A 22,336-nucleotide genomic window follows, 5' to 3' on the forward strand; every position below is an offset into this window, starting at 1 on the left:
CCTCTCCCTCATTAATCGGTAATTGATTGCGGCTGTATTCATCCCATCTTACCCGTTTTTTGGCCCTGAAGTCCCGTTTCGATGGTCGAATACGCGCCTGCATTTTCTCTCGGTCCTGGGCAATGTCCCATGATCCACGATCTGGATCTGGCTTCGCACCAGAATTTTCCGTCGAATCTCGGTTTCAATCTGACGCACCAGGTCCGGATCATCATTTCTGTCCCCGTTGATCTTTCTTTCCACGATGACCTGCATCATGTCGCGGCCGTTTTCTTTCTCCTTCAGGTGAATCTGAAATTCACTGCACACCCCGCCGACGTTATACAGAATCTGTTCAATATGACTCGGATAGATGTTGACAGCCCGGTAAATAAACATATCATCCGTCCGCCCCAGGATCCGGTCATGCGTGGGAAACGGAACCCCGCAGGGGCATGGGTCATCGAGCATACGGGTGATATCATGCGTCCGGTAGCGGATCAGGGGACTGGCTTCCTTGTGCAGCGAGGTAACGACCAGTTCGCCGGGCTGACCTTTTGGAACCGGTTTCAGGGTGACCGGGTCAATAATTTCGAAGATAAAATGGTCGGCCCAGTAATGGATTCCATGATGGTGCTCACAATCGAGGCCGGTTCCCGGTCCATAGAGTTCCGTCAGGCCGTAGATATCATAGATATGCTCAACCCCCATCAGCTCCTGTATCCTGGCTCTCATCGCATCCGTGCATCGTTCGGCGCCCAGAATGATTTTCTTGATCTTTACCTTTGCCCCCAGATTCCGGCGGTAAATTTCTTCGGCCATGAGCAGTGCCATGGATGCTGTGGCGCAGAACACCGTACTTTCCATATCTACAAGCATCTCACAATGCATGTCCGCATTGGCCGGCCCCAGGGGGACTGCCATGGCGCCAAGGCGCTCACATCCGGCCTGAAATCCGACCCCGGCAGTCCACAGCCCGTATCCGACGGCGATCTGAACCCGGTCGTTTCGGGTCACGCCGGCAAGTTCATAACACCGGGCAAACATATCCGCCCACAAATCCACGTCCCGCTGGGTATAGCACAGGACTTTCCTCTTGCCGGTTGTCCCGGACGAAGCATGGATCCTGACGATATCCTCGAATCCGACACTGCGCAACGGAAACGGGTACCCGTTTTGCAGATCCAGGGTATCGGTAAACGGAAGTTGGCAGATATCCTCCAGATGGCGGATATCCTCCGGAACCACGCCGTTGTGCTCAAATCGTTGCCGGTAAAACGGTGAATTTTTATAGACATGGTTCACGGTCCACTTCAGGCCGTCCCGCTGAATCGCCTCAAGCTTGTCCCCTGTCATATCATACGGTATAAAGCCCATCACAAACTCCTTCCTTGTTAATCCCCTGATTGTATCCGGTTTCGATTGCACGGACCGATGCATCCAGCATCGGTTTTTTCCGGGACAGCTGTGCCTCCAAAACGCTTCTGATATCCTCAACATCACAAAAAAACCGGTGACCGGCATCCGCTGCCTGACGGGATATCCTGGCCAGGGCAAACCCCAGCACGATCAGATTCGCGGATCTGGCCTGTCCGGATGATTGGGCCAGCCCATCGGCATCGATCCGGCAAATTGTTACGTCAAGATCTGTTTCCACATCGTGTTCGCTGTTTACGACAACCCATCCGCCCGGTTTGACATAGCTGCCGTGAATCGCAATATTTTCCGCTTTCAGTGAAATCATGCCATCGGCCTGATACGGCCGGATCATGGGACTGGCAAATGTGCCGATTTTCAGGTGAGATACGACCGTCCCGCCCCGCTGCGCCATCCCGTGCGTTTCCGATGTAAATACGGGAAGGCCCTTTGCAATCGCCGCCTCGGCCATCACCCGTGTGACGAACAGCACCCCCTGGCCTCCTACCCCGCTGATAATAATTTGCTGTTTTAAAGTATTCATATGATCTCCGATTGATTGAAAAAACACGCCCGTCGGTTCGCGGTTCCAGTCCGAAACGCCTGGAACCCTGTGTACCGGCTCTGCGCTCAGTTATTTTTTTGTTCGATTAACGCATGCTTCGGGCACACGTGAATGCACACCCCACACTGGCTGCATGCCATCGGATCAATGGTTACCCGGCCAGAATCCCCCTTCAATACAAGCGCCGGGCATTCAAAATGCCGGATACAGTACCCGCAGCCGTCACAGGCATCGGTCACCGCTACCGGAACGGATACAACATCCCGCGCCGCACCGCGCCGGTGAATCAGACAGGGATGCTTTGAAATGATGACCGCCGGCCCGTTTTCCCGGGCATACGATACGGCCTCTTTCAACAGACCGGTAAGCGCGTCCAGCTGGTACGGATCCGCCTCCCGGCAGAATCTGACGCCGCACCCGCGCACGACCGCATCGATATCCACGGTAGTCAGCGACTCGCCGCAGGCGCCGATGCCGGAGGCCGGTGTCGGCTGATTTCCGGTCATCGCCGTTGTACTGTTGTCCAGAATCACCAGCACGAAACGGACATTTTGAACCACCGCATCCACCAGGGCCGGTATGCCTGCATGAAAAAACGTGGAGTCTCCGATGGTTGCCACCACATCCGGAGGATCCGGCTGGTCTTTGTACGCATGGTAAAAACCGGCCGCCTGGCTGATGGCAGCACCCATGCAAAGGACCGTATCCACCGCGCCCAGGTTGAGTCCCAGCGTATAGCAACCGATATCTCCCGTATAAATGCCTTTGGGAACCGCCCTTTTGATGGCAAAAAAACTGGCCCGGTGAGGACATCCGGCACACAGGGTCGGACGTCTTCCCGGAACATCGGGCAGGCGGACAGAAGGTACCTCGACCCCGGCAAACCCGCCGATGATTTCCAGTATCCTCTCCGGCAGCAGTTCCCCGACCCCGGGCACCACCCCGTTTAACTTACCCTTCACCCGATGCCGGTCGGCAAGCTGCATTTCAATGACCGGATCGGTTTCCTCGATGACCAGTACGTCCTCATGGTGTTGAACCAGCTCCTCCATAAACCGGAGGTGCAGCGGATAGGGCTGAAGCACCTGATACAGGGAAATTTTTTCCATCAGCCCGGAATCCTGCATGACCTCCCGCACATAGGCGGCACAGACACCGGATGTCACAACGGCCTTTGAAGAAACAACCTCCGGATTCAGTCTGACCGGGGCGGTTTTCTCAAATTCTGCGATATCATTGAGCTTGGTCTCCAGCTGTTTATGAAGCTGATAACGGAATTTGGGGGTTGCCGCCCACCGGGTGGGATCTTTTTTGAAATCGGCCTTCGCATCCGCCAAAGGGACAGGGCCTGCCTGGATATCCTGGCGGCTGTGACACACTCGTGTGGTCGGCCGAAGCATTACCGGAATCTGAAATGTTTCTGAAATGTCATAGGCAAGGGCGGTCATATCCTTTGCCTGCGCCGGCGAATCCGGGTCCAGAACCGGAATTTTGGCCATCATGGCCATGAGCCGGCTGTCCTGCTCGGTCTGGGAAGAATGAGGGCCCGGATCATCCGCGCTGATGATCACAAATCCGCCCCGGGTACCCATATAGGCAGCGCTCATCAACGGATCCGATGCCACATTCAATCCCACCTGTTTCATGCTGACCGCACTTCGCAACCCGGTTATGCTGGCCGCGTACGCGATTTCAAATGCGACTTTCTCGTTGACCGCCCATTGGACATGCGCCGGAACACCCGTCTCGTTTTTCAAATCCGCCAGTGCCGGCAGAATTTCCGAAGCAGGTGTTCCCGGATACGATGTCGCCACCCTGCAGCCGTTTTCGGCAAGGCCCTGTGCGATGGCCTCATTTCCAAGCATCAATTTTCGTGTCTTCACCGGTTCCTCCATTTTCCGTATAAAAAAAGCCAGGCGTTTCAGAAGAAACCCTGGCTTTATAAAACAAAAAAGAACTGAGAGTCACTTCTGCATTATCTGCTGAAGCTACTCACAGCTCTGAATATGTTATGTATTTTTATTCAAAGTGATGAGAAAGCTCCAACAGCTTTGCCACCACCAGTACCACTGTCTGAATATCATCTGTTTACCTGTGTATGTGTAATGAATTTAATTTTGACGATACTGTTTTCCCTCACCTTACCGGTGATGTCACCCATTACTAAATTTTTATCCGGTTTGTCAAGTACCATATTCCGGATTTTTTTGTCGAATTTACGGCATGTCCAGAATTTCATTAATTTTCCCGGTCAGGTCCCGGATAGTATAGGGTTTCTGAATAAATCCGTTGCATCCCAGATCAAGGATGGTTTCCGCTTCTTTGTCAAGACTGTAACCGCTTGAAAGCAGGGCTTTCACATCCGGTTTCATCGTCTTCAGGCAAATATAAGTATCCATGCCTCCCATTACCGGCATGACCATATCCAGAATCACCAGATCGATCCGGTTCTTTTCCTGCTTGAAAATATCGAGGCTCTCCCGGCCATTGCCTGCGGTCAGCACCCGGTAACCCTTTTTCTCCAGCAGCTGTCTGGCGACATCGACTATCATGGCCTCATCGTCGACAAACAAAATCGTTTTCTGCGCTAACGGCGATTTTCGGACATCACGATCGGCTGTACACGCGGAGTGGTCCGATGCCGGCAGAAAAATGTAAAACGCCGCTCCCTGTTTTTCTTCACTGGAAACGGTAATTATTCCCTTATGGTTCTTAATGATGCCGTATACCGCCGAAAGACCGAGGCCGGTTCCCTTTCCCATCCCATGGGTCGTAAAAAACGGATCAAAAATCTTTTCCTGAATCGCTTTATCTATCCCGGGCCCGTTATCCCGGACACAAATCCTGACGTACCTGCCAGCTGGAAGATTATACGGCCGCACCTCCTGCTCGTCCAATATGACATTGCCCGTCTCAAGATGAAGCTCACCGCCATCTGTCATCGCCTGCCAGGCATTGATATACAGATTCATCAGCACCAGTTCGATCTGAGACTGATCCGCCTCAACCCGCCACATGTTTTCCTCAAGATGAAGACAAATGCGGATCTGTTTCCGGGTACGGCCAAATATCCCGGAGGTTGAGCGGACGATGTTGTTTATATCCGTCAGTTCAACATAGTATTTTCCTCCCCTGGCAAAACTGATCAGGTGCCGGGTGAATTCCGCGCCTTTTTTGATGTAGGTTTCGATCTTTTTCAGTTTTTCATGATGAGGACTGCCGGTGTCAATATCCAGCAGCATCAGGGACACATTACCCTGGATACTCATCAGGCGGTTGTTGAACTCATGCGCAATTCCGCCGGCCAGAATTCCAATGGATTCCAGTTTTTTCGTATTCAGAATTTCCTGCTCTTTTTTTTTCCGACGGGAAATATCGATGATGATCCCGCCAAATCCCGAACCGCAGCCCTTCTGCGAAATGACATTGACATAAAAGGCCACCGGAAAATTTCGTCCGTCTTTGCTTTGCGCCCGAAATTCGGTCTCGCCTGCAGGATTCCCACTGAGAGCCTCTTTCAGATGACGGCTCAACCTGTCATGATCTTCTGAGGCAATCAGCTGAAAAATACTCAGATGGCAATCGATGTCTTTTTGACCGTAGCCAAACATTTGAAAGGCTGTCTGATTCAGAAAAAGCAACCGCCCCCGGGTATCGGTCTCAAATACGGTCTGTGGCAGTGATTCCGCCAGACGTACATATCGGAGTCCGGCTGCCCTTCCATTTTGATCACGTGAAACCGAATCGGATCGTTGCAGCAATCCGACCGCATCCATTTTACCAGACTGCTGTTTCATCGCACCTGCATACATGGTCTCATCAACTCCCTTGATCGTTAAAGCGTAGCATGGCATTCATTACGAATACATCCGATCTGCGGTTAGTTATTTGGCTATAATGCTAAATCTGAAAACAAAACAACGAAAGCACCACTGTAGAATGAATGACGACTTAAGCAATGTCTTGGAAATCAATGACAGGAATCAAAATCTGAACGGATAAGAATATGAAACTGAGGTGTTTCGAAAAACGCAATCTGCGTTTCTAAGAAAAATCGATGAAGTTTTTCCACACTTTTTTTACGCAGTCTACATATAACCTTTTTAAATAATGTAACTTTTTAAGTTTTATAACCCTTTTCGAACTTTGTCCATAGGGGAAAAAATTCATTTTCCATGGGATATTTTCCTACCGGTTATGTGATGTTATCCCGATCGAACCCATATTTACTTTCAGCTTTCAGCGTCGTTTATTTTCTCAATGTGGCCCGCAGTCTCAGGGGATGCAGCAACAGTCCCAGCGCGGACACAATATCGGTGCAGACCACATCGGCAGCCAGCAGGGCTGAAACCGCCGCGCCTTCTTTCAGAATAACAGCAATCCCCAGCCGGGATTCTGCCAGCATCAGCCCGTCAATCCTCCCATTTCCGACACAGACGGTATGCTCCGACCCCAGTTGCCGGATGTAGTCCCGTTTCCGGATATCCTGACCGGTCTGGGTAATCACTTCCAGATGACACGGAACGCCATCTAAAAAAGAGCCAACATTTCCGAATGTATCGGCCGTGATCACGTGAATCCTTATCTGAGGAGCAAGCTCGATCAGACATTTTCTGACTTCCGGAATCAATTGCCCGTCGATTGCGATCGTACCGTTATAATCCAGAACCAGGTGCTCAAGATTCAGGTTGCCTGACCCCGGGATCGATATGGTTATCATCCGCACCCCATATGAAAAAAAGTGTTGCCGATATTGCGAATCAGGCTCTCTTCCTCCAGTTTATATTGATTGATCCATTTTCAGCGTTTATAACCTGATACAGCGGTTTACCGAAATTTCAAAAACCCCCATCAGATGCAAAGGGGCCCATGATGAACATACTCGATACCTTATGGCAGGTGGGGGGTGGCCATGTTCGAAGGCCGGTTCGGCGTTGTTCAGGGGAAAAAACAGGTAAAACAGTTTATCGAGTCGTATTTAACCTGATCCGTCAATTAAACCTGGGATAAAACGCTCAAAACGGTCTGGTGTGCCGGCGATCCGCCTGCCATCTTTATCTCAGATAGACCCGCTGAACCCGTCCCGAAATCATGGTAACGACTTCATAGCTGATGGTATGGATTTGAGAGGCAATTTCATCGACGGCCAGAACACCATCGCCCTGTCTGCCAAATACGACCACCTCGTCTCCGGGCGCCACATCCGGAATATGCCCGACATCGAGCATGGTCATATCCATGCACACCCGTCCCACGACAGGCGCCCGATGGCCCCGAACCAGCATATGGCCGCATGAGGATAAAAGCCGGTTCAAGCCGTCGGCATATCCGATATTGACCGTAGCAATGGTGGCAGTGCCCCGGGTCTGATAGCTGCTGCCGTAACTGATCTTAAAGCCTGCCGGGACCTTTTTCAGGTTGATGACCCTGGCCTTCAATGTCATGGCGGGTTTAAGCGCAGCTCCGGTTCTGTTCACTTCCCCGGAAGGATAAATCCCGTAGACGGATATGCCCGGGCGAACCATATCCAGATGGGTTTCCGGCATATCCAGCACCCCGGCACTGTTGGCGGCGTGCTTCAGGGAAAATTCCATTCCCTCGCGCCCCAGGCTTTCGATGCTGTCCATAAAAAAATCGAACTGACGGTGAGCATACGATTTATCCGCCTCGTCAGCCGTGGCAAAATGCGTATATATCCCCTCAATCTCAAGCCCCGGAAGCCTGAAAATCGAAGCCACGTCCTGTACCAGCTGACGGCAAGCCTCTCCGGGAGCAGCCTGCTGCCGATACGCATCGGCCAACAAGCCCAGACGCCCCATCCCGGTATCCACCTTCAGATGCACCCGAAGCCTGCGTCCCCTGCCGGCAAGAGCGCCGGAAAGCGCCTTTGCCATTTCATATGAATACACGGTCTGCGTCAGATCAAACCGGATCAGTTGATCAACGGCATCGACAGGACTATATCCGAAAATGAGAATCGGTGCGTCTATACCGGCGCACCTCAATACGAGGGCCTCTTCGACCCGGGCCACGCCGAGGTAGTCGGCCCCGTTCTGCAACGCCACCCGGGACACCTCGATTGAACCGTGACCATAGCCATCGGCTTTTACAACCGCCATCACCTTCGCGCCCGGCTCGGTTATGCGCCTGATTTCTCTGACGTTATGAGCGACGGCCTTTAAATCAATTTCTGCGAGAACAAGCAAAGAATCCAAAACAAATACCTCGAAAGAACCGATCCGAAATCCGCCCGAAAATAAGCCCGCAGCGAAAATCGTAACGGATGATTGATATCCAATATTATGGGATAAGGGCCTCGGCAAATCCGAAGCACATTATTTTTCCAACAGACCACGGACAGGCTGGAACTGGCGAAGATACAGACTCCAGGAGTCAGTAGCTGACCCTATCAGGCAGTTGGAAGGTTCCAATAGTTGTATGCTGTAATCGCACATCCGGCACATCCATTTAACACCTCAAAATTCCGGGCACCCGTTTCAGATGTCCGATCGGGCTATACTAAACCAAATTCGACAGCGCATCAAATAAATAATGACTCCACAAACTATGGCCGGGCTCGATCATAACTTCGGCCATAGTTCCGAAGTGTGGCCGCGGAGTCCGGCCCGTTGCCGGCGTACGACATTGCGCGATCCGGGGAAAAGATGCCGGGACTATTGAAGCGTTAAGAAGCGCAAACTGTTTGAGGCGCGCCGAATTTTTGCGCTTCAGCTTCATAGTTCAGCCATCCCCCGGATCGTGTTGGAGAAGCCGGCAATGGGCGGGACGGAGCCCGCGACAACGTGGCCGAAATTATGATCAAGCCCCTATGGCCTGTGAATTTAATACCCTCACTTTTTCACGCAACGACCCTCTCGGAAGCCGCCGAAAAAAGGTTGCGGCTGTTTCAGCGCAGCTGATTTTGCAATGACCGCCTGATTCAGGATGCACAGGACAGTAACGCGGAGGTTTTTTGGGTGTGTATCAAAAATTATTCAATTTTCACCGCATCGGCCGCAATCCGTATCCCCACCTGTTCGCCTGCCAGGGGTTGAATCCGGTGATAGCGATCGGCTGACATCAGAAGGGTCAGTGAAATCCCGGCATCCACCAGTAAGCGGATTTTCCCGTCCTGTTCGGATACCTGTCGGATACGACCGCGAACCAGATCATCCGCATCGCCGGGTGACGTGGATCTGACAATTTCCATTCTTTCGGGATTGATACGGATACGGACCCTGCCCGTTTTGTCAGAGGGCAAGGGGATGGTAAGAATATCTTCAATGGCACACCGGGTAAGATGATTCTCCGACCGGGTTATCACCGCCGAAAACAGATTATCATGAACCGTTGCGGCAAGGCGTCCGTGATCCAGATACAGGCTGTCGTGTGCCAACGACCCGAACTGGAACCGGTTGTGCGTGGTAAACACGATGGTACTTTTTTTCTGTTCATTGACCAGCTTGAGAATCCTGACGATGGCCATCTGGTTTTCCACATCCACGCTGGAAGTCGGCTCATCGCACAACAGCACCTGAGGGGAGAGCACCAGCGCCCGTGCCAGTGAGACCCGCTGGGTTTCACCACCTGAGAGCCGGGTGCCCTGCGCCTGGACAAAATCCCGCATCCCGACCAGCTCCAGTGCCTCATTGATGAGAAATTCGCGGTCATGCCCGGAAATCCGCCTGATTTTCAAACCGAATTCCAGATTTTTGTAAACCGTCGTTGTAAATAAAATGGGATGCTGGTCGACCAGAACCACATGCTGACGCAACTCATGAAGACTGGATGCGCTGTATTGGACCCGGCGGGAATCGTAAATCATATGACCGGAAGTCGGCGGTTCCAGAAACGCAAGAATGTTGAGCAGCGTGGTTTTCCCTGCACCATTGGCGCCCAGCAGGGAATAAATTTTTCCCCTTTCCAGCTCCATGGAAGAAATATCCAGAACCGTCCTGTCGCCATACGTCTTTGTCAGCTCAGAAATTCGATAAATCATACATCATTGCCCTGTCGTTCGTGACCGTTTTGCCGAAAACCCATCATACCCGGGTTCTTCCCTGAAAAAAATGAAACAGCATGTTAATACCGAAACTCAGCCCCATGAGGATGATCCCCAATGCCACCGCCAGGGTAAACTCCCCCTTGTCATATTCCAGCGCCATGGCGGTCGTCATGGTGCGGGTAAATCCTCTGGCATTGCCACCCAGCATCATACTGATCCCGACCTCGGATATGACTCTGCCGAAGGCCGCGATGACAGCGGCAACAAGACCGAACCGGGCCTCTCTGATGATGATGCCGGCGGTCTGCCAGCCACTTGCACCAAGTGTCAGGGCTGTCTTGCGGTACCGGTCGTCAATTCTGCTGACGGCAGCAATCGTGAAGGTGGCGATTACCGGAATGATCAATATGATCTGCCCGATGATGATGGCTTTCTGCGTATAGAGCAGGTCCAGAACACCCAGGACGCCCCGTCGGGAGATAAACATATACACAAAAAGACCGATCACGACCGTTGGAAGGGCCAGAAGGGTATTGAGGCAGGTAATCACAAAGTGCTTTCCGGGAAAAGACCGGAAGGCAATCAAAAATCCCAGGGGCCCGCCGATGAAACTGGCAAGCACGGTCGAAATACTGCTCATCTTGAGAGAAACACCGACAATGGCAAGAACCTGAGGATCAAACGACGCAACAAGAAGAAGCGCTGAATACACACTATCAACAAATAAATCCATAAAGCAACAGCATCAAAGGATATCAAAAAACCGTTAATACAGAAGGGCCCCAGCCCTTTGGATTAGTCTCCGCTATCAGGGCCAAGGCCCTTATTAAAAATCGACCCGGCCGGCTTCCGGATTTATGAACCCGCAGGTACTGACTGCGATCCCCATACGGGTTCATAAGTTACGAATTCACAGGCCATGAATCAACACCTGGCCCTTAACTGAATGGCACCGAAAGCAAATTCCTTACTTGGAAATGGCATCCGGATAAAACAGCTGCTGCCCCAGAAGTTTGTAATCGGCGATGAGCTTCTGCCCTTTCGGCGAAACCAGCCACTGAGCGAATTTTTCAGCCGCTTCATATTTCACATGGGGATACTTTGCGGGATTGACCGGAATGACGCCGTACAGATTCTGCAACGAGGCATCTCCTTCGCTCAGCACTTCCAGATCCAGTCCTTCTTTCCGGCCGAGTTTGTATTTGATGTAGGTCCCTCTGTCGGCCAATGCGTAAGCACGTTTTTCATCGGCAAAGGTAAGGGTTTTGCCCATGCCCTGTCCGATGGACATATACCATTTCCCGTCAGGCTGTATAAACCGGATTTCCCGGGTCTTGCCTCCGGAGGCGATCGACGTGATGCGCTCGATCAACGTCAGACCCGTCAGTTTCCACAACTCCTGCTCCTTGGTGTGGGTTCCGCTGTCATCCCCGCGGGAGACAAACACCGACCCGCTCTCGGCGATCTTTTTCAGCGCCTTTGCCACATCGGTCTCGCCTTTAATGCCTGCCGGATCTGCCGAGGGCCCGAGAATGACAAAATCATTATGCATGACCGCATAGCGTTTGGTACCCCAGCCTTCGCTGACAAATTTTTCTTCCCTGGCTTTGGCATGAACAAAAATCACATCCACATTACCGTCCTGCCCGTCACGGATGGCCGCACCGGTTCCCTTTGCGATCACTTTGACCTGAATACCGGTATCCGCCGTAAATTCCGGCAGCAGCACATCCAGAAGACCGGATGCCTGGGTACTGGTCGTCGTTGACATCGCAATCGTCTGATCCGCACTGAAAGCCGGCGTTCCCATCACACAGGCTGCCATGAGAAGCCCTGATAATACCGCAATAAAACGTTTCATTCTGTCTTCCTTTCTTTTGGTTTTCTTTTTTAACCATTTGAAATATAAACAAAAAGATTGCCTGACACCTCGAAAATCTCCGTTATCTGCCAGACGGCCATGTTCCGATATCTGTTGGCATATTGCCCATGCAGCAAAAGGGGTTTATCCACTCACGGACTATTTTCCTTTTCCCGGGAAAATCACCCTTCCGGACAGGCTGAGATCATACCCCGCATACTGATTGGCCATTGTCTTGAACTCATCGTCATGCAGAAGGCCGATAAACAGCTGAACGCCCTCGTCAAAATATCGCTCCTTATTGATGAGAAAGTCATAACGTTCCCAACGCAGGGGAATAAAACCGAGATCCAGGATATCGGCCACGGCCCGTATCCCCAGCCCCGCATCCGCTCGCCCGCTCATCACGTCGACAGCCACATCGATATGCTTTTGAACCTCATGATGATAGCCCTCGACTCCTGAGCCCTCTATTTCCATCTTTTTTAACTCGCCATCCAGCAGCAGGCGGGTGCCGGTGCCAAGTGGACGATTGACGATCCGAATCCCCGGCTGAGCCAAATCGACAATCCCGGAAATATTTTTCGGATTCCCTTTCTGCACCAGTATGCCCTGTTCCCGACGGCAGAAATTCACCACCGCCGGCATGACATCCAGTTCGGCTATCGCAAACTCAAAGTTGTAATCATTTCCATCTTCCACCAGAAGATGACTCGACGCCATGTGGCACAGGTTCTGCCGCAACGCCCTGAGCCCTCCCATACTTCCCAGATTGCCGAAGACCGAGACGTGTTCCGGATATAATTTGTTAAACAAAGTCATGGTCCGATCCAGGAGAGGATCGTTACTTCCGGTAATAATCAGTAATCCATGGTAAGGCGGGAGCTGGGTCATGGGTTTGGGATAATTGATCGTGCTGATCTCAATCCACTGTTCAACCAGATGCTGCGGAAACAGCCATTTACCCGTGACTTTTGTTGCGGGCAGGCCCTTTTCGGCCACCAGCGTATAGATCATTTTTTCGTTGACATCGAGAAACTTCGCCACTTCCTTTGTTGAAAGCATTGTTTTCATAACCGGCACCTGATGTTCGTTCATATATCGGCCCTTGACAAGCGGCCAAATTGCACAATTTTATACGTCTTGCGCTGTTAAAGGACGATATTATTTTAATATTCAAACGAGTTATCTTATATTTTTAAGTCATTTTATGTCAACATTATATTTTAGTGGAACCATATAACCTTTAAGTCTCCCTAAACGACCTTAGCCACCTGAAACCAACCTGTTTTTACATAACTTGACATGCTCATACGAACCCTATAAGTAGAGCAGCACAGAGACCGGACCAGACAAAGCACCGCCAACGGGCAAGCGGTGCCACCGTCTGTTACATCAGAGCAGTTGATCCAATTTGAATCGAAAGATATTGCGTGCCCGAACGAAAACCCAATAATTTTTTCCAGGTTCAAAACCGGCGTAAATTCTAACCGCAGGAGACGTTATGGCAAATCTGATCAAGGAAGAAGAAGATAAGGGCCGGCTGCATATTCAATCCAGCCTCATGGGAGAATCGCTGGTCAGCAAATCTTTTCTCAAAACAACCGAGGTCAAAGACTACTTCCGGATGCACCCGGACATCAATGTACTGAAAATCGGCGGACAGAGCATCATGGACCGGGGAGGCAGTGCGCTGTTCCCGATAATAGACAAGTTGATTGAAGCCAAGGAACGGCATAAAATCCTGCTTATGACCGGCGGCGGTACCCGTGCCCGGCATGCATACAGCATCGGGGTAGACCTGGGAATGCCCCCCGGCATCCTGTCCAAAATGGGGGACAAGGTATCCTGGCAAAACGCAGAAATGCTTTCGGTCCTGATGGCCAAACACGGTGGCATCCAAATCAACAACGGCGACAATCTGGAACAGCTCACCATGTTTTGCAAGCTCGGTTATATACCGATCACGTGCGGGGTTCCGCCGTACGGATTATTCGAACATCCGCCCGAGCACGGCTCCATTCCCCCTCACCGCACCGATTCGGGGGCTTTTCTGCTGGCAGAAAATATCGGGGCCCGCTCCCTGATTTATCTGAAGGATGAAAAGGGATTGTTTGAAAATGATCCGAAGAAAGTCAGCAAATCCGACCGGGCCAATCTCAGATTTTTTGACAGGATCTCCGCATCTGAGCTGCTGGAGCTGGATCTGGACGACTTGATCGTTGAACGGGCGGTGATCACCCTGCTTCAACGGGCAAAATCTGTGAAACAGCTCCAGATCATCGATGCTCTCAATCACCCGGAACATATTCTCCGGGCACTGGATGGAGAACATGTCGGAACGATCATTTATAAGGACTGATACTAAGGGCGGGCAGGCGCATTCGTAACGCTACGTTATAATACAACTGAGGCGTACGGTCAGCGTACGCCTCAATGATCTGAATGGATTCATTGTAATGCAATTGCAAAGCAGAAACACCCTATTCCTCGGCTTCGTCTTTGTCTTCCTTTTCGACTTTCAGAAAGACGATTTCCGAACCGGTGGCTTCGGCAATCTGATCCAGTTCTTTTTTACGAATGTGCTTGGAATAAAGTTTGATATCACCGCCACTGACACCGATGACACGAAAACGGGGTTTTTTTTCTCCTTTTTCGATTTTGCGTCTTTCCCGGACAAAAATTTTTGCACTCATGGAATTCTCCTTTAGCAATAGAGGGTAACCAGCAGGATGATCCGGTAAACGCTACCCGATGACCGGAAGCCTCATCACGGATTCATCAGATCAAAACCTGCCAGAACATAAGGACACATGCAACATATATCCTTCAAGGATATATGTCAATCGATTATGAAAGTCCAAAATAAATCACACCACCAACCCGGTACAGGAAAAAAGGAACGTTACATTCAGCCGTCAATTTTATTGAGCCTGAAGCTCAAACCATCGTATGGCTACGAATTGATACAGGATATTCAGACGTTTGGATTTGTGGAGGGACTCGCGCCGCCGGGAATGATATACCGGCATCTCAGGCAGCTGGAAGAAGACGGACTGGTGCACTCGGAATGGGAAACGGAGGGCACCGGTGCGGCAAAACGGATGTACCGGTTAACTCCGGAAGGCGAAGACATCCTCTGTCTCTGGATCCGGTTCATGGAACGACAGGTGGAACAGCTTCAACGGTTTTCCGAATGCTATCACTCGTGTGAATCATCCGCAAAGCCGCCGGCCGAATGATTGAATCCTGCCGACGGCTTTGCGTGAATCAAATTCTGTGCGGGTATCAGCGGACGTTTCTACTGCTCGCCGGTCTTCTTTTTAGGCGTTTTGCCACTGACAACCTCCCAGACACCTTCGCCGATGCATTTGACCATCAGCACCGCCTGATTGCCCAGAAGCCTTGGCCGAAGCCAGCCATTGGTGATCACCTGATCTGCAGGCGCCGGCCCGTTTGCATTTTTTTCCAGGGACACAATCCGGATATGTTTGTCCTCCAGGTCAGATACGGCTACCGTATCCGGAAAATCGCGAAGCTTTCCGAACTCGATGAACCGGCCTGCCCACCCGGATGCTGTCAGCCCTACTGCCGCCGCCGCGCCGATGATTCCATCGTTAGTGCCCCCATGGCCGGACAGATGTATACCGGCACCTGAAGTCGCCCGGAGCGCATCTTTCTGTGTCACCACGCGCCGGGTGCATGCAACTCCGAAATCCATCAAATCCGACATCCCGGGATCACCCTCACATGCCAGACATATTCCCGGATCGCTTCCTTCCAGATAATGAGCTTCAAGGTGACGGACGGCCCTTTCGATGATCGAGTCCAGGGGATAGGCGCGGGGCACATCCATGGCCACACAGGCCGAACTGTTATGCGACGTGTAGGGCACATCGTCATGGACCAGAAGCTGCAGGCGAACCACGGCCCACAGACGGATCTCTTCCGGCAGCTCATACCCGAACCACCTGGCCAGCTTACCGGTCCCCCGATCTGCATCAATGGTATCGGTATCATCAAACCCCAGCAAAACTCTCATAAAACATCTCCTTCTCGATTTAGTTCCTCAGTTCATCAGCGACCAGTCAGCATGTCCTCCGGCGTTCTGTTACTTTCCTTGATCTTTCATCCGCATGCCATCCCGTCCGGCAGATGGAATCAACCGGTTGGCGACCAGACGCCGCACCACCGTCGGCACCATGGCGCCCCCTATACCGCCAAAAATCATGTTCATGATAGACGCCAGGATCATATTCTGCAAGATCAACACATTTTCCATGCCCGCAAGGCTTTCGACCAGTCCAATGATGAAAGCACGGCTACCGGCGGCCAAAGCCCCTGCAATGATACAGGCGGTATAACGATACGCAAGCATCGGATACACGGCCGCGGCACAGTCGATAAACACTCCCGGCAGAAGAAACTTGAGGATCACCAGTGGACCCGATTTTGCGCCCATCCCCAGAACCAAGCTCAATATGCCGGCGATCATTCCTGTAAAGGTCGCAGCCCCCAGGCGCTGGACACACCCGCGGCCGAGAATCAGAAAAAACATGGTAAACACCATGCTGTGGCCGGTTATATGCAGATGAAGCCTGAGAACCGCCTTGGCAATGATGATAAAGGTTGCACAGAATGAAAGGCAAAGCGCCTCGCGAAGGGTAAACCGGTTCCACATCAGTTTATCAGCAGATTCTTTCATTCGATTTCCTCCCGGCATGAACCGGCCCGTTTTCCAAATCCCCTGGCCTCAGCTGACAATGCCGCATCTTCAGCCGTTTTCAAGGCCCGTATCATCAGGGGAATCAGTATGCAGTGAAACATATCCGGCCAGTTCCGGGGATTGATCAGGGAACGGGTCGTCACACGGGCGCCACGCAGTTGCTGCGCCATGACGATGTCAGTGAACTCCCGGGTAAAATACGGCACAAACCGGAAACTGATGAACACAAAAAACGCGATCCGCTCCGGCAGTATGCGTCGAAGGGTTTTCATCAACTGTGACGAAGAGGTTGTCCGCAGAAAAAGCGCACCCGGCATGAAAAACAGCAGTATCTGCAGCGACGTTCTGGCACCTGGCAAAAGGCCTGCGCTTCCATAGCGAAGCATGTACAACGCCACCACGATCGCCATCTGAACCAGAAAAGCGCGGATGTCTCTCCACAAATCCACCACTTTGAGCCGCGCAAGTCCGTAACCGATGAGATTAATTCCCACAAGCACCGTCAGGCCCGTAACCGTTTTGACAATACAGGCGGCCGAACACATGGCACATACCCCGGCCATTTTCCAGCCGGAACCCATCCGGTGGCATAGTGAATCACCGCTGCGGAACTGGTAGGCGAGGGTTTGAGATGACAGACTCAATGTTTTTATTCCGTTCCCATCTTATTGTGAAACGCTTTGAATGGACAGCTGCCCGGCATTCAAGACGAGTCGTTGATCCACCCTGCATTTGTCGTAAAGCCGGTTATGCGATGCCATCACCACGGCGATATCCCGATCCCTGCAAAGTCGGTTAATCAGGTTTACCATACGGATTCGCCGGGCAATATCCAGGCCTGAAAAAGGCTCGTCAAGCAGCAGCACCTGCGGTTCGGACACAATGACGGATGCCAGCGCCACCCGGTGCTGTTCGCCAAAACTCAGGGTCAAGGGCGATCGGTCTGCAAGATGCCCCACGTCGCAAAATTCCAGCGTCCGGATAACCTGATCCCGTATCTGCAGAAAAGGCAGCCGCCCGGATCGTTTTAAAGTAAACGCCACCTCGTCAAATACGGTATCTTCAAACAACTGCCGATGGGGATTCTGCATCAGCAGTCCCACCTTTCCCGGAAGCTGATGCGGCCGGGGACAATCCATCCCCGCGACTTGAAGTGTACCGGATTGGGTCCGTACAAACCCGCTGATGCATCTGAGAAGGGTGGATTTGCCGGCACCATTTGTTCCGTAAACGTGGACAAACTCTCCCTGCCGGACGCTCAGGTTAAGATGGTTGAACAGCAGATCGTTTTCCGGCCCGGTTAACACCAGATCGCTGATTTCCACCACCGGCGGCCCGCTGGTGTTACCCACACGGCCTGCTGCCTCGATACCATCGAACACCGCGGCCATTTCATACCCGGATGGAAACTGGCTCAGCGTCTGATGAATCGAGCCGTTTTTCATCAGCATATACCTGTCGGCAAGAAGGCGGTAGGGCTCCAGATCGTGATCGGAAATCAGCAGGGTATGGCCTTGTTCTTTGAGGCGGGTTAATATCTGTATCAATTTTTGTTTTCCCGGGTCGTCCAGCTGGCCGCAGGGTTCATCCAGCAGGATCAGTCCCGGCTTCATTGACAGCACGGAAGCGAGGGTCAACCGATGTTTCTGACCGGCCGAAAGCGCTTCAACGCTTCGGGCCTCCAGGCCGGACAGGCCAACGGAGCTCAGCGCATCTGCGACCGCAGCGCCGACAGCGCCACGGGACATTCCCAGATTTTCCGGCCAGAATGCAACTTCATCCCCCACCGTGCTGCACAGGATCTGGGTTTCGGCATTCTGGAACACCATGCCGGCATCCAGACCCGGCAGCGCCGGATGGATGAAGACATGCCCACACGTGCTGAAATCTTTCAAAAGACCCTGTATCGCCATCAGCAATGTGGTTTTCCCGCACCCGGACGGACCTGAAATACAGACACATTGCCCGCTTCCGGCGGAAAAGGATACATTGCTGATGGCTTCGAGAAAAGACCCGGGATAAATATAACTGATATGGCTCACCCGAAGGACCGGTTTCATGTCAGCAGACAGCTCTCGAAACACTTCCCGTTAAAACCGGTATTCGACACCGGCATACAGCGTCTGGCCTTCCCTTGGTGAGCCGTAACTTTCTTCATAATCCTCATCAAACAGATTGTCCGCCCCCACATAAAGACTCAGGCCGCTGTTCCGAATCTGCTGATTCAGTTTTAGATTGACGACCGTATAATCATTGAGCGCCTTTTTATTATCCGGTGGCGTCAGCGTGGCCAAATCCGAATAAAAGTACTGATCGGCCACATGCAGCAGGCTCGCATAGCCCGTCAGGCCGAAACCAAACTCATAGCCGGCTTCCAGGGTTATTTTCTGCTCGGGACGATGCTGCAACTCATCCTTGAGCGTTGCCACGGATCGGTCTTCCGAATCCATCCACGTATAGCCGGCTCTGAGCATCAGATTGTCGATGCAGCGGGTTTCCGCCGTCAATTCAATCCCCTTGAAGCGATACTCTTCGTTGTTCTGATTGAAGCCGGAGGCATCTTTCTCAATATAGTCATCCACATCGATCCAGAATCCGGTCACCACAAGACGGCTGTCCATCGGCAGATTCTGCTCGAAGCCCAGTTCATAATTCATGGATGTTTCCGTGGTCAGTTCGGTGTTCCCGCCACTGGCGGTATCATAAAGCTGCTTTATGGACGGAAAACGAATTTTCCTGGCAGCCGATGTCCGAAGCCTGGTATCTTTGAGAACATCATAGTACGCGCCGATCAGAAACGATCCCTCATCGTCGCTGCCGTTATCCGTTCTGTCGAGCCAGTGATGACCGTATCCGAGTGTAAACCCGAGCGAATCCAGCGGGTTGACCTCGTACTCCAGAGCCACCGAATATGTATCGAGTTTGCGGTCCTGAGCCAGATCCCCCGTGGTTCCCTTATTATCGGTAATTTCAAATCCGGAGGCTTCAAACTCCTGGCTGGCCATGGAAAGCCCCACCGTCAGCAGACCGGTCGCCCCCATGTCCCATCCCCCCTGAAGATTTGTCCCCGAAATGGTTGTTCTGCTTTCTTCGTGATAGGCCCCCTTAGCCGTCTGGCTGTCATACTGACCATCATCATAACGGTTGGTTTCCTCATCCTGCTGGTTGACATACGCCCATCCGCGCAAATTCAAAGGAGAGCCGTCATCCCAGCTGAATGACACCTGACCGCTGTTCCCCTCGACATCATCCACCCGTTCATATTTGAGACTCTTGGCAAAATCCGCGTCCATTTTATTATCAATGGTTGCCGGCGGTTTTCCGTATTCACCCTTCAGATAATTGTATACAAAACCCAACGAGAGGCTGTCGCCAGCCTTATAACCGAGATTGGCAAACAGACTGCCCCATTGCCGGTCGCTGTTTTCCCTCAGGTCACCGTCCTCATGCTTCGTGGCATCAAAATCACCTGACAGCGGATATCCGTCCGAATCCAGCAGGCTGCCGCTGACAAAAAAATCGACCGCATCCTTTGCACCGGACAGGTTGAAATTGCCCAGCCACCGGTTGCGTTCGGAGGCCTCGGCCGCCACTTTTCCCTGGACGCCTTCAGTTCCCTTTTTGGTAATGATGTTGATCACCCCGCCGAGTCCCCCCTCGCCGTAAAGTACCGAATGATTTCCGTAAGAAACCTTGATTCTAGCAATATTTTCCGTGGGAATCACCGTCGGGTCAAACTGCCCGTCATAAGTGGAATTAAACGGAATCCCGTCGAGCATCAGCAGTACATGACGGCCCCGAAGCCCCCTTAAATCCACCCGGGGCACGCCGTCGTTTCCGGTTCGGACATGAACGCCGGGCAGCAGATCCAGCGCCTCATCCAGGGTCCGGGCTCCTTTTTTCGAAATATCCTCGGCCGTAATTTCACGGACCGTTCCGATCGCTTCCACCCCTTCCCGGTCCCCGGTCACCACCACTTCACCCAGCGTATAGACATCCGCCCGGGTATTCACCGTTTCTGCCTGAGACAGCACCGGTAAGATCATGCAAAGTCCGAAAGATAATAAAACCATCTTCTTCCATACGAATCTTTTCATCCCATCCCCCCAGTAAAGCAATAAACCCCGTTGCCAAAACCTTTGGAACCCGGCCTGAACGATGATATGCCGCGCATATCGAACATAGTTATCATTTAAGATCATTATTCGCCGTTTTAAAACGCATATGTTTTTATATGTCAATAAAATATTTTATTATTACCAATAATAACCAATAACAACATTCGCCTTAATTCGATCACGCATCTCGTCAAGAGCGCCGCATTCACCTCAAACAGGGAGCCGTGAGACATATTGAACCATCCTCATTTTTTATCGTAACAAACAAACCTTTAATGGATTGATGTTTTTACCCGTATATTGTATTAATGTAAAAATACATTCCCGAAGGCTCGTGGCTCTCTTCACGGGGCATAAGGCATCAGGGGGCTACTGAAAACATAATCCATAGTTTGAAAAGATTTAACGTTCACGTCTTCATTTGAGTTAACCATTTTTAAAAAACGTACATTTATCAATCCAGACACAGCGGATTAATCCCAATATTCCATCAGCGTCATTCTTCAATTTTATCGGTCAGCCCCCCGGTTTCAGAGGGCCGGTTTCAGAAGATCCGTTTAGAAGAATTGGCCGGCGGATTTCACAGCAAAACAAGCACTGTGACCCCTTGGGACAACCCGTCAGTGTTCATCCCGTTATCCCTAAAAACATCGGAGCTTAATTTACATGGAAAAAAATCAGTTCACCTGGCGGATCACTATCGACGCTACTGACTACAGTTTTTTTGACATCACCCTGCTCGAAGAAAAAGGCCTTGCAAATATTTCCGGATTACCGTTTTCCATTAAAATACTCGTGGAAAATCTGCTGCGGAACCTGGACGGGAAAATCGTCACCGAAGCCGATGTGCTTCACATCGCCAGATGGCAGAAACATTATGAGCGGCCGGTTGAAATTCCCTATCATCCGGCCCGTGTGCTGATGCAGGATTTTACCGGTGTTCCGGCCGTGGTGGATCTGGCCGCCATGAGAGATGCCGTAAAGGCAATCGGCAAAGATCCCGGCAAAATCAACCCGATGATCCCGGTGGATCTGGTGATCGACCACTCTCTGCAAATGGATTATTACGGCAGCATGGATGCGGTCACCCGCAACCTCAAAAAAGAGTACCAGCGAAATACGGAGCGATATACCTTTCTAAAATGGGCACAGAAAAGCTTTGAAAACTTCAGGGTCGTCCCCCCCAATTCCGGGATCTGCCATCAGGTCAATTTGGAGCACCTGGCGCAGGTGGTCATGTGCAAAGTCTCTGACGGCAAAACAGTCGCCTTTCCGGATACGCTTCTGGGCACGGACTCGCATACCACCATGATCAACGGGATCGGTGTCATGGGATGGGGCGTGGGCGGCATCGAAGCCGAGGCCGTCATGCTGGGCCAGCCCTATTACATGACCATTCCCGAAGTTGTCGGGGTCCGGCTGACCGGCCAGCCGCCGGAGGGTATCACCGCCACCGACATCGTTCTTGCGATGACCGAAATGCTCAGGGCGCACAAGGTGGTTGAAAAATTCGTGGAATATTTCGGGCCGGGTATCGGCAACCTGAGCGTTACCGACCGTGCCACCATCGCCAACATGGCACCTGAATACGGCGCGACGCTCGGTTTTTTCCCTGTGGACAATCAGACCCTGGAATATCTTGAGCTGACCGGAAGATCTGCGCAGG

19 protein-coding genes are annotated in these 22,336 nt (G+C 51.8%); 3 read left to right on the forward strand and 16 right to left on the reverse strand.

Annotation, left to right across the window (positions count from 1 at the left end; translation table 11 throughout):
- Positions 1–48: 48 nt before the first annotated feature.
- From PHQ97_05090 to PHQ97_05135, 10 genes are all read right to left on the reverse strand, one after another.
- Entirely contained in the window at positions 49–1,356 is a 1,308-nt protein-coding gene (locus tag PHQ97_05090; GenBank protein ID MDD4392111.1) for a phenylacetate--CoA ligase, read from the reverse strand.
- Positions 1,337–1,939, reverse strand: a complete 603-nt coding sequence (locus PHQ97_05095) for a 2-oxoacid:acceptor oxidoreductase family protein (GenBank protein ID MDD4392112.1) — start codon at positions 1,937–1,939, stop codon at positions 1,337–1,339. Before PHQ97_05095 ends, PHQ97_05090 begins: the two co-directional genes overlap by 20 nt.
- Positions 1,940–2,025: 86 nt before the next feature.
- The gene (iorA, locus tag PHQ97_05100) at positions 2,026–3,843 is read right to left on the reverse strand and encodes an indolepyruvate ferredoxin oxidoreductase subunit alpha (protein ID MDD4392113.1); all 1,818 of its coding nucleotides are present in this window, start codon (positions 3,841–3,843) and stop codon (positions 2,026–2,028) included.
- A gap of 333 nt (positions 3,844–4,176) precedes the next feature.
- The gene (locus PHQ97_05105) at positions 4,177–5,814 is read right to left on the reverse strand and encodes a response regulator (protein MDD4392114.1); all 1,638 of its coding nucleotides are present in this window, start codon (positions 5,812–5,814) and stop codon (positions 4,177–4,179) included.
- Between the two features lie 395 nt (positions 5,815–6,209).
- Complete coding sequence (locus PHQ97_05110; protein ID MDD4392115.1) at positions 6,210–6,680, reverse strand: ATPase P; 471 nt, start codon at positions 6,678–6,680, stop codon at positions 6,210–6,212.
- Positions 6,681–7,014: 334 nt separating this feature from the next.
- Positions 7,015–8,175, reverse strand: coding sequence for an alanine racemase (gene alr, locus PHQ97_05115; protein ID MDD4392116.1), 1,161 nt, complete (start codon positions 8,173–8,175; stop codon positions 7,015–7,017).
- Positions 8,176–8,951: 776 nt separating this feature from the next.
- Positions 8,952–9,959: an ATP-binding cassette domain-containing protein gene (locus PHQ97_05120; GenBank protein MDD4392117.1), complete on the reverse strand. Its 1,008-nt coding sequence runs from the start codon at positions 9,957–9,959 to the stop codon at positions 8,952–8,954.
- Between the two features lie 43 nt (positions 9,960–10,002).
- Positions 10,003–10,698, reverse strand: coding sequence for an ABC transporter permease (locus PHQ97_05125; GenBank protein MDD4392118.1), 696 nt, complete (start codon positions 10,696–10,698; stop codon positions 10,003–10,005).
- Positions 10,699–10,932: 234 nt separating this feature from the next.
- Positions 10,933–11,826, reverse strand: coding sequence for a substrate-binding domain-containing protein (locus tag PHQ97_05130; protein ID MDD4392119.1), 894 nt, complete (start codon positions 11,824–11,826; stop codon positions 10,933–10,935).
- Between the two features lie 159 nt (positions 11,827–11,985).
- Positions 11,986–12,900: a substrate-binding domain-containing protein gene (locus tag PHQ97_05135; protein MDD4392120.1), complete on the reverse strand. Its 915-nt coding sequence runs from the start codon at positions 12,898–12,900 to the stop codon at positions 11,986–11,988.
- 430 nt (positions 12,901–13,330) lie between these two features.
- Between PHQ97_05135 and PHQ97_05140 the strand changes: the two genes are divergently transcribed.
- A complete protein-coding gene (locus PHQ97_05140; protein MDD4392121.1) occupies positions 13,331–14,188 on the forward strand; it encodes a uridine kinase in 858 nt (285 codons plus the stop codon).
- A 121-nt stretch (positions 14,189–14,309) separates the two neighbouring features.
- On the opposite strand, the gene PHQ97_05145 is transcribed toward PHQ97_05140, so the two are convergent.
- Positions 14,310–14,522: a hypothetical protein gene (locus PHQ97_05145; protein ID MDD4392122.1), complete on the reverse strand. Its 213-nt coding sequence runs from the start codon at positions 14,520–14,522 to the stop codon at positions 14,310–14,312.
- Positions 14,523–14,678: 156 nt separating this feature from the next.
- Here PHQ97_05145 and PHQ97_05150 point away from each other — a divergent pair, with 156 nt between their 5' ends.
- On the forward strand, positions 14,679–15,068 hold the full coding sequence (locus PHQ97_05150; protein ID MDD4392123.1) for a PadR family transcriptional regulator: 390 nt from the start codon (positions 14,679–14,681) through the stop codon (positions 15,066–15,068).
- Positions 15,069–15,127: 59 nt separating this feature from the next.
- On the opposite strand, the gene PHQ97_05155 is transcribed toward PHQ97_05150, so the two are convergent.
- The 5 genes from PHQ97_05155 to PHQ97_05175 all read right to left on the reverse strand — a co-directional run bounded on the left by PHQ97_05155 (position 15,128) and on the right by PHQ97_05175 (position 20,649).
- Positions 15,128–15,868 carry a hypothetical protein gene (locus PHQ97_05155; GenBank protein MDD4392124.1) on the reverse strand — a complete coding sequence of 247 codons (741 nt, stop codon included), beginning with the start codon at positions 15,866–15,868 and terminating at the stop codon, positions 15,128–15,130.
- A 69-nt stretch (positions 15,869–15,937) separates the two neighbouring features.
- Positions 15,938–16,531: a hypothetical protein gene (locus tag PHQ97_05160; protein ID MDD4392125.1), complete on the reverse strand. Its 594-nt coding sequence runs from the start codon at positions 16,529–16,531 to the stop codon at positions 15,938–15,940.
- Complete coding sequence (locus tag PHQ97_05165) at positions 16,528–17,196, reverse strand: energy-coupling factor transporter transmembrane component T (protein MDD4392126.1); 669 nt, start codon at positions 17,194–17,196, stop codon at positions 16,528–16,530. The genes PHQ97_05160 and PHQ97_05165 overlap by 4 nt, the downstream gene beginning before the upstream one ends.
- 21 nt (positions 17,197–17,217) lie before the next feature.
- Positions 17,218–18,612 carry an ATP-binding cassette domain-containing protein gene (locus PHQ97_05170; protein ID MDD4392127.1) on the reverse strand — a complete coding sequence of 465 codons (1,395 nt, stop codon included), beginning with the start codon at positions 18,610–18,612 and terminating at the stop codon, positions 17,218–17,220.
- Between the two features lie 30 nt (positions 18,613–18,642).
- Positions 18,643–20,649: a TonB-dependent receptor gene (locus PHQ97_05175; GenBank protein MDD4392128.1), complete on the reverse strand. Its 2,007-nt coding sequence runs from the start codon at positions 20,647–20,649 to the stop codon at positions 18,643–18,645.
- Positions 20,650–21,336: 687 nt separating this feature from the next.
- On the opposite strand from PHQ97_05175, the gene PHQ97_05180 reads away from it, so the two are divergent.
- Positions 21,337–22,336: aconitase family protein (locus tag PHQ97_05180; GenBank protein ID MDD4392129.1), on the forward strand; the 1,000-nt coding region annotated here is incomplete at its 3' end.

It is taken from the genome of Desulfobacterales bacterium (assembly GCA_028704555.1).
GTDB lineage: Bacteria > Desulfobacterota > Desulfobacteria > Desulfobacterales > JAQWFD01 > JAQWFD01.

Bases quoted from the DNA above. Each gene is read 5' to 3' on its own strand.
- PHQ97_05090 (MDD4392111.1), bottom strand. From the start codon at position 1,356: ATGGGCTTTATACCGTATGATATGACAGGGGACAAGCTTGAGGCGATT.
- PHQ97_05095 (MDD4392112.1), bottom strand. From the start codon at position 1,939: ATGAATACTTTAAAACAGCAAATTATTATCAGCGGGGTAGGAGGCCAG.
- PHQ97_05105 (MDD4392114.1), bottom strand. From the start codon at position 5,814: ATGCCATGCTACGCTTTAACGATCAAGGGAGTTGATGAGACCATGTAT.
- PHQ97_05110 (MDD4392115.1), bottom strand. From the start codon at position 6,680: ATGATAACCATATCGATCCCGGGGTCAGGCAACCTGAATCTTGAGCAC.
- PHQ97_05120 (MDD4392117.1), bottom strand. From the start codon at position 9,959: ATGATTTATCGAATTTCTGAGCTGACAAAGACGTATGGCGACAGGACG.
- PHQ97_05125 (MDD4392118.1), bottom strand. From the start codon at position 10,698: ATGGATTTATTTGTTGATAGTGTGTATTCAGCGCTTCTTCTTGTTGCG.
- PHQ97_05130 (MDD4392119.1), bottom strand. From the start codon at position 11,826: ATGAAACGTTTTATTGCGGTATTATCAGGGCTTCTCATGGCAGCCTGT.
- PHQ97_05135 (MDD4392120.1), bottom strand. From the start codon at position 12,900: ATGAAAACAATGCTTTCAACAAAGGAAGTGGCGAAGTTTCTCGATGTC.
- PHQ97_05140 (MDD4392121.1), top strand. From the start codon at position 13,331: ATGGCAAATCTGATCAAGGAAGAAGAAGATAAGGGCCGGCTGCATATT.
- PHQ97_05145 (MDD4392122.1), bottom strand. From the start codon at position 14,522: ATGAGTGCAAAAATTTTTGTCCGGGAAAGACGCAAAATCGAAAAAGGA.
- PHQ97_05150 (MDD4392123.1), top strand. From the start codon at position 14,679: ATGAAAGTCCAAAATAAATCACACCACCAACCCGGTACAGGAAAAAAG.
- PHQ97_05155 (MDD4392124.1), bottom strand. From the start codon at position 15,868: ATGAGAGTTTTGCTGGGGTTTGATGATACCGATACCATTGATGCAGAT.
- PHQ97_05160 (MDD4392125.1), bottom strand. From the start codon at position 16,531: ATGAAAGAATCTGCTGATAAACTGATGTGGAACCGGTTTACCCTTCGC.
- PHQ97_05170 (MDD4392127.1), bottom strand. From the start codon at position 18,612: ATGAAACCGGTCCTTCGGGTGAGCCATATCAGTTATATTTATCCCGGG.
- PHQ97_05175 (MDD4392128.1), bottom strand. From the start codon at position 20,649: ATGAAAAGATTCGTATGGAAGAAGATGGTTTTATTATCTTTCGGACTT.